The following is a 6,389-nucleotide window of genomic DNA, read 5'->3' as shown; positions in this document are numbered from 1 at the left end:
GATGAAGGCGCGCCACGAACGCCCGTCGCCGGGCGTTCGTGGCATGGGGCGGTTTATTCGACCGCCTTCACCATATCCTCAAGCACCTTCTTGGCATCGCCGAAGACCATCATCGTGCGGTCCATGTAGAACAACTCGTTGTCCAGCCCGGCGTAGCCGGATGCCATCGAACGCTTGTTCACGATGACGGTGCGCGCCTTGTAGGCTTCCAGGATCGGCATGCCGGCAATGGGCGACTTCGGATCGTTCTTGGCGGCGGGGTTGACCACGTCGTTCGCGCCCAGCACCAGCACGACGTCGGTCTGCGCGAACTCGCTGTTGATGTCGTCCATTTCGAAGACCTGGTCGTAGGGCACTTCGGCTTCGGCCAACAGCACGTTCATGTGGCCGGGCATGCGGCCCGCCACCGGGTGGATGGCGTACTTGACCGTCACGCCGCGTTCCGTGAGCTTGGTGGCCAGTTCTTTCAGCGCGTGCTGCGCGCGCGCCACTGCCAGGCCGTAGCCCGGCACGATCGTCACGCTTTCGGCGTTGGTCATCAGGAATGCCGCATCGTCGGCGCTGCCCGACTTGACGCTGCGCTGCTGCGCCGCGCCCGCATCCGCCGCGCTGCCCGCCTGCCCGCCGAACCCGCCCAGAATCACGTTGAAGAACGACCGGTTCATCGCCTTGCACATGATGTAGGACAGGATGGCGCCGGACGAGCCGACCAGCGAGCCGGCAATGATCAGCATCGGGTTGTTCAGCGAAAAGCCGATGCCCGCCGCCGCCCAACCGGAATAGCTGTTCAGCATCGACACCACCACCGGCATGTCCGCGCCGCCGATGGGGATGATGATCAGCACGCCCAGCACGAAGGCCACCAGCGTCATGATGATGAAGGGCGTCCATTCCTGCGTCAGCATGAACCACAGGCCGCAGCCCAGCATCACCAACGCCAGCGCCAGATTCAGCATGTGCTGGCCGGGGAACACGACGGGCGCGCCTTGGAACAGCCGGAACTTGTACTTGCCCGACAGCTTGCCGAACGCGATGACCGAGCCCGAGAACGTGATGGCGCCCACGAAGGTGCCGATGAACAGCTCGAAGCGGTTGCCGGTGGGAATCAGCATGCCGGCCGGCACGATGCCGAAGGCGTGCGGCTCGGCGACGACGGCAACCGCAATGGCGACCGCCGCCAGGCCGATCATGCTGTGCATGAAGGCGACCAGTTCGGGCATCTTCGTCATCTCGACGCGGCGGGCCATCAAGGTGCCGATGGAACCGCCCACCAGCAGGCCGAGCAGGACCCAGCCCAGGCCGATGGTGGCGGTGCCTTCGCGCGCCAGCCCGATGATGAGCGCTGCCGTGGTCAGCACGGCGATGGCCATGCCGGCCATGCCGAAGGCGTTGCCCAGCCGGGACGTGGTCGGATGCGACAGCCCCTTGAGCGCCTGGATGAAGCAGACCGAGGCAATCAGGTAGAGCAGGGTGACGAGGTTAAGCGAGATCATTTCGCTTCCTCCTTGCCCGGGCCAGGCTTGCGATCCTTTTTCTTGAACATTTCCAGCATGCGCCGCGTGACAAGAAAGCCACCGAACACGTTCACGGCCGCCAGCGCCACGGCGAACACACCCATGCCGCGCGCCAGGCCACCTTCGGTCAGTGCGGCTGCCAGCATGGCGCCTACGATGATGATGGCGGAGATGGCGTTGGTCACCGCCATCAACGGCGTGTGCAAGGCGGGCGTGACGTTCCAGACAACGTGGTAGCCGACATAGATGGCCAGCACGAAGATGATGAGATTCATCAGGGTGGGGTTGATCGCTTCCATGTTCAGGTCCTTTGCATCACATTGCCGCCTTCGCACACCAGGCAGGCCGCCACGATTTCATCGTCGCGCTGGATCGCCAGCGCGCCGTCCGCATTGATGATGAGCTTCAGGAAGTCCATGACGTTGCGCGCATAGAGCGCGGACGCGTCGGTGGCGACCAGGCCGGGCAGGTTGGTCAGGCCGACGATCGTCACGCCGTGCTTTTCCACGATCTTGCCGCGTTCGGACAGGGGGCAGTTGCCACCGCGTTCGACCGCCAGGTCAACCAACACGGAGCCGGGTCGCATGGCCGCGACGGTGTCGGCCGACACCAGCGTGGGGGCGGGGCGGCCGGGGATCAGCGCGGTGGTGATGACGATGTCGGCCTGCTTGCAGCGTTCGGACACCAACGCCGCCTGCCGCGCCATCCATCCGGGTGGCATGGCGCGCGCGTAGCCGCCTTTGCCTTCCGCGATTTCGCGTTCTTCGTCGGTTTCGAAAGGCACGTCGATGAACTTGGCGCCCAGGGATTCGACCTGTTCCCTTGCGGCGGGGCGCACGTCGGACGCCTCGACGACCGCGCCCAGGCGCTTGGCGGTGGCAATGGCCTGAAGGCCGGCCACGCCGGTGCCCAGCACCACGGCGCGCGCGGCCTTGAGGGTGCCGGCGGCGGTCATCATCATGGGGATCAGCCGGCCGTAGTGGTGGGCGGCCAGCAGCACGGCTTTGTAGCCGGCCAGGTTGGCTTGGGAAGACAGCACATCCAGGCTTTGCGCGCGCGTGATGCGGGGCGCGGCTTCCAGGGCAAAACCGGTCAGGCCGGCGGCGGCCATCTGTTCGATGCCTTCGGCGTCGAACGGGTCCAGCATGCCGATGACGACGGCCCCGCGCTTCATGTGGGGCACTTCATCGGCGGAGGGGGCGCGAACCTTCATGACCAGGTCCGCGCCCAGGGCATCCTGGGCAGAGCCTAGCGTGGCTCCCGCGGCCTCGTAGGCGTCGTCAAGATAACGGGCGGCGACGCCGGCCCCGCGCTCCACGACAACGGTGTGTTTGCCGCCTACGTACTTCTTGACGGTCTCCGGTGTTGCTGCGACACGGGTTTCCCCGTCTCGGGTCTCTTTGGGTATCCCGATGTGCATCGACGCCTCTCCTCAGAAGGTTCGCCGTAGTTATACACGTTAATGTTGCCCCCACGCGCGCTCATTGCATTCGCGCGCTGCCCCCCAAGGGGGCTGGCCCGCCTTGGGGCGGCCCGGCGGCGGGCCGTTGCCCCCACGAGGGAGTGGGCCCCCACGCTGCGCTCATTGCATTCGCTTGCTGCCCCCCGAGGGGGCTGGCCGCCTTGTGGCGGCGAAAAAAAAAGCCCCATGGCGAACCATGGGGCTCCGGGTTTTGCAACCCACTTGCTCCGGCCAGTCTTACCACGCCGCTGGCCGGCACTTGCGCGTAAACGTCCGGCGTCAGGCCGTTTGCGCGCGAGTCCAGTTGATCAGCGCAGCGGTCAGGTCGCGCAGATCGGCCTTCAGGCGGCCATAGTTTTCGGTCGGACGCAGCGTGACTTCGTCCATGTACAGCTTGCGGTTGATTTCGATCTGCAAACTGTGGCGGCCTTCCTGGGGGCGGCCAAAAGCGCGCACCAGTTCGACACCCTTGTACGGGTCGTTGACCGTGACGTTATAGCCACGCTCGCGCAGCCATGCCGCGATGAACTCGCGGAACGCCGGGTCGCTGGTGCTGCCGTCGCGGTCGCCCAACACGAAGTCCGGGTGAACCAGGCCGGGGCGGTCGGTGGCGAAGGCGCCGGCCACGCTGGGCATGGAGTGGCAGTTGATGTGCCAGACCTTGCCGAACTTCTTGTGTGCCGAATCCAGCACTTGGCCAAGGGCGGCGTGGTACGGCTTCCAGCAGGCGTCGATGCGGTGGCGCACTTCCTCGACCGTCAGCTTGCGGTTGTACAGCGGCGTGCCGTCGTCCAGCATGCGCCAGATCAGGCCCTTGCCCAGCTTGACCTTGGGCGATGCGTTGACGGCATCCGGCCAGGCTTGGTCCAGCAGCAATTCATCGATCTCGTCGGCCGCGCGGTTGGCGTCGATGTAGGCGCGCGGAAACGCGGCGGCTACCATCGGCACGCCCATGTCGAGCGCGTCGCCCCACAGGTCGTCAACCCAGGTGTCCTCGGCAGTGCGCAGCGCGCCAAAGTCCACCGCGGCGGCGAAGTCGGGAGGGTAGGCAGTGCCGCTGTGCGGAGAGTCCAGCACGAGCGGGGCCGAGGGCTCCGAATCGGGATATTGCTGCGGAAGGTCGAGCCGGTAAGACAGGGGTTGGGTAATTCGCATATAGAGGTGTTGCGTTCGTGATTCGAAAGGCCCGCGCTGCCCGTGATGGCGCGGCGCGGGCCGAAGATCGCTTAGTCGATCTTCACGTTGGCTTCTTTGGCGATGCGCTTGTTCTTGGCGATTTCAGCGGCGATCTGCTTGCCGAAGTCGGCCGAGCTGTTGGCGGCGGGTTCGGCGCCCAGGGCTTCCAGGCGCGACTTCACGTCGGCGTCGGCGCTAACCTTCTGCACGGCGGCGTTCAGCTTGGCCAGGACGGGTTCCGGCAGCTTGGCCGGGGCAACCAGGCCGAACCACGACGCGTCGTTCACAGCCGGCAGGCCGGCTTCGGCGAACGTGGGCACGTTGGGCAGGCTGGCCACGCGCTTGGGCGAGGCCACGGCCATGGCGATCAGGCGGCCCGACTGCACGTGCGGCAGGGTGGACGGCAGGTTGTCATACATGACGTCGACCTGGCCGGCCAGCGCGTCGTTCAGCGCCGGGCCCACGCCACGGTACGGAACGTGCATCAGGTCGGTGCCCGAGGCCATCTTGAACAGTTCGCCCATCATGTGCGAAACCGAACCGTTGCCGGCCGACGCGTACGTCAGCTTGCCCGGCTGGCTCTTGGCCAGCTTGATGAAGTCGGCGATGTTCTTGGCGTCAACCTTGGGGTTGATCGTCATGATGTTCGGCACGGCGGCCAGGTTCGAGATGGGCGTGAAGTCCTTCTCGCCATCGAACGGCAGGTTCGGGTAGATGGCCGGGTTGATGCCGTGCGTGCTGACCGTGGCGATGCCCAGGACGTAGCCGTCCGGTGCGCTGCTGGCAACGAATGCGCTGCCGATCGAGCCGCCCGCGCCACCGCGGTTTTCCACCACGACGGTCTGGCCCAGTTCCTTGCCCAGCTTGTCCGCGAACAGGCGGCCGACGATGTCGGTGGTGCCTCCGGGCGGGAAGGGAACGATCAGGCGGATGGGCTTGCTGGGATACGCGTCTTCAGCGTGCGCGATACCCGAGGTCAGCGGCATGGCCAGGGTCGCGGCGGCGACACACAGGCCCAGTACTACGTTACGGCGTTGCATGGATTCCCCTAATAAATGGAAAGCGAATGCGCAAAGGCAGTCGCAAACGCAACGATTCTTTCCTGGCGGGGCAGTTTGCGCAAACGAAAGTTTCTCCGTAAGCTATGACTTTTTTTCATGCCTCCCGTTTGCCGACACGATTCGGGCGTTACTTTTGTGTAACTTTTCCGGTGGCGGCACACGCGATCGAGGCCGGGGAAACATCCCCCGATCAGGCCCCGCCGGGGCGGGAGCCCCACGCGACGTGGGGGCGAATCATGCGACGTTTCTGTCCCTCTTTAACGGATCTTCAAGCATTTGAAGTTGCCGCGCGGCACAGCAGCTTTACGCGGGCGGCGCAGGAATTGTGCGTCACGCAAGGCGCCGTCAGTAAACAGGTGAAACATCTGGAAGAGTTCGTAGGCGTTGAACTATTCCTGCGCATCAGGCAAGGCCTGGTGCTGACCGAGGCAGGCCGCAGTTATCTGACCAAGGTTCAGGCGGGCTTGGGCCAGATCGAAGCGGCCACCGTCGAGCTGATTGCGCATCAAGGGCAGGGCGGCACGTTGAACCTGACCTGTATGCCCACGTTTGGCGCGCGCTGGTTGATCCCGCGCCTGACGGCCTTCATGCGCTTGCGCCCCGACATCCACGTTGAATTCCTGCCGCACCGCCAGGGCTACGATTTTTCCACGCCTGAACTGGATGCCGCCGTGCGATTCGGCGAAGGCATCTGGCCGGGCAGTGGCGCCGACTACATCGTGGGCCGCGACATCGTGCCCGTGTGCAGCCCGCGCCTGATTCCGGGCGGCTGTCCATCGCCCGAGGCCCTGCTGGCGTATCCGCTGCTGCACCATACGTCGGCGCTGGAGGGCTGGCGCGATTGGTTCGAGCAAGCCGGCTGCGACAGCCGTCGCAGCCTGGAAGGCGCGCGCTTTGACCAGTACGCGCTGTTGTCGCAGGCCGCCGCCGCCGGTTTCGGCGTGGCGCTGATTCCGCGTTGCCTGATCGAAGACGAGTTGCGCGACGGCAAGCTGGCCGTGGCCATCAAACTGCCGATCCGCGCGCGCATGGGCTATTACCTGTGTTACCCCGAGCAGAAGGCCAACCTGCCCACCTTGCAGGCGTTTCGCGCCTGGCTGATGGAAGTGTCCCGGGCAGCAGAGCCGCAGCCCAACGCCGAGCCGGCGCCCGAAGCCGCGTCCGAACTAAAATAGC

At 65.4% G+C, this 6,389-nt stretch carries 6 protein-coding genes; 1 reads left to right on the top strand and 5 read right to left on the bottom strand.

What is annotated here, in order from left to right; genetic code table 11:
- Positions 1 to 53 precede the first annotated feature (53 nt).
- From AC6LJY_RS26395 to AC6LJY_RS26375, 5 genes are all read right to left on the bottom strand, one after another.
- The gene (locus AC6LJY_RS26395) at positions 54 to 1,493 is read right to left on the bottom strand and encodes an NAD(P)(+) transhydrogenase (Re/Si-specific) subunit beta (RefSeq protein ID WP_046805532.1); all 1,440 of its coding nucleotides are present in this window, start codon (positions 1,491 to 1,493) and stop codon (positions 54 to 56) included.
- Positions 1,490 to 1,813 (bottom strand): NAD(P) transhydrogenase subunit alpha part 2, encoded by a 324-nt coding sequence (locus AC6LJY_RS26390; RefSeq protein WP_046805531.1) that lies wholly within the window; start codon positions 1,811 to 1,813, stop codon positions 1,490 to 1,492. Before AC6LJY_RS26390 ends, AC6LJY_RS26395 begins: the two co-directional genes overlap by 4 nt.
- 2 nt (positions 1,814 to 1,815) lie before the next feature.
- Positions 1,816 to 2,934, bottom strand: a complete 1,119-nt coding sequence (locus AC6LJY_RS26385) for a Re/Si-specific NAD(P)(+) transhydrogenase subunit alpha (RefSeq protein ID WP_046805530.1) — start codon at positions 2,932 to 2,934, stop codon at positions 1,816 to 1,818.
- Positions 2,935 to 3,255: 321 nt separating this feature from the next.
- On the bottom strand, positions 3,256 to 4,131 hold the full coding sequence (locus AC6LJY_RS26380; RefSeq protein ID WP_046805529.1) for an N-formylglutamate amidohydrolase: 876 nt from the start codon (positions 4,129 to 4,131) through the stop codon (positions 3,256 to 3,258).
- 71 nt (positions 4,132 to 4,202) lie between these two features.
- Positions 4,203 to 5,192 (bottom strand): Bug family tripartite tricarboxylate transporter substrate binding protein, encoded by a 990-nt coding sequence (locus AC6LJY_RS26375; protein WP_498137133.1) that lies wholly within the window; start codon positions 5,190 to 5,192, stop codon positions 4,203 to 4,205.
- Between the two features lie 257 nt (positions 5,193 to 5,449).
- Between AC6LJY_RS26375 and AC6LJY_RS26370 the strand changes: the two genes are divergently transcribed.
- Positions 5,450 to 6,388 carry a LysR substrate-binding domain-containing protein gene (locus AC6LJY_RS26370; RefSeq protein WP_046805527.1) on the top strand — a complete coding sequence of 313 codons (939 nt, stop codon included), beginning with the start codon at positions 5,450 to 5,452 and terminating at the stop codon, positions 6,386 to 6,388.
- Position 6,389 lies beyond the last annotated feature (1 nt).

Source organism: Achromobacter sp. RT286_PF (assembly GCF_059760425.1).
Note: the sequence above shows the minus strand (reverse complement) of the source record. Positions and strands in the feature narration are given on the sequence as shown.

What these genes read in the sequence shown, in the direction of transcription:
- AC6LJY_RS26395 (WP_046805532.1), bottom strand. Translation starts at nt 1,493, where the DNA reads ATGATCTCGCTTAACCTCGTCACCCTGCTCTACCTGATTGCCTCGGTC.
- AC6LJY_RS26370 (WP_046805527.1), top strand. Translation starts at nt 5,450, where the DNA reads ATGCGACGTTTCTGTCCCTCTTTAACGGATCTTCAAGCATTTGAAGTT.
- AC6LJY_RS26390 (WP_046805531.1), bottom strand. Translation starts at nt 1,813, where the DNA reads ATGGAAGCGATCAACCCCACCCTGATGAATCTCATCATCTTCGTGCTG.
- AC6LJY_RS26385 (WP_046805530.1), bottom strand. Translation starts at nt 2,934, where the DNA reads ATGCACATCGGGATACCCAAAGAGACCCGAGACGGGGAAACCCGTGTC.
- AC6LJY_RS26375 (WP_498137133.1), bottom strand. Translation starts at nt 5,192, where the DNA reads ATGCAACGCCGTAACGTAGTACTGGGCCTGTGTGTCGCCGCCGCGACC.
- AC6LJY_RS26380 (WP_046805529.1), bottom strand. Translation starts at nt 4,131, where the DNA reads ATGCGAATTACCCAACCCCTGTCTTACCGGCTCGACCTTCCGCAGCAA.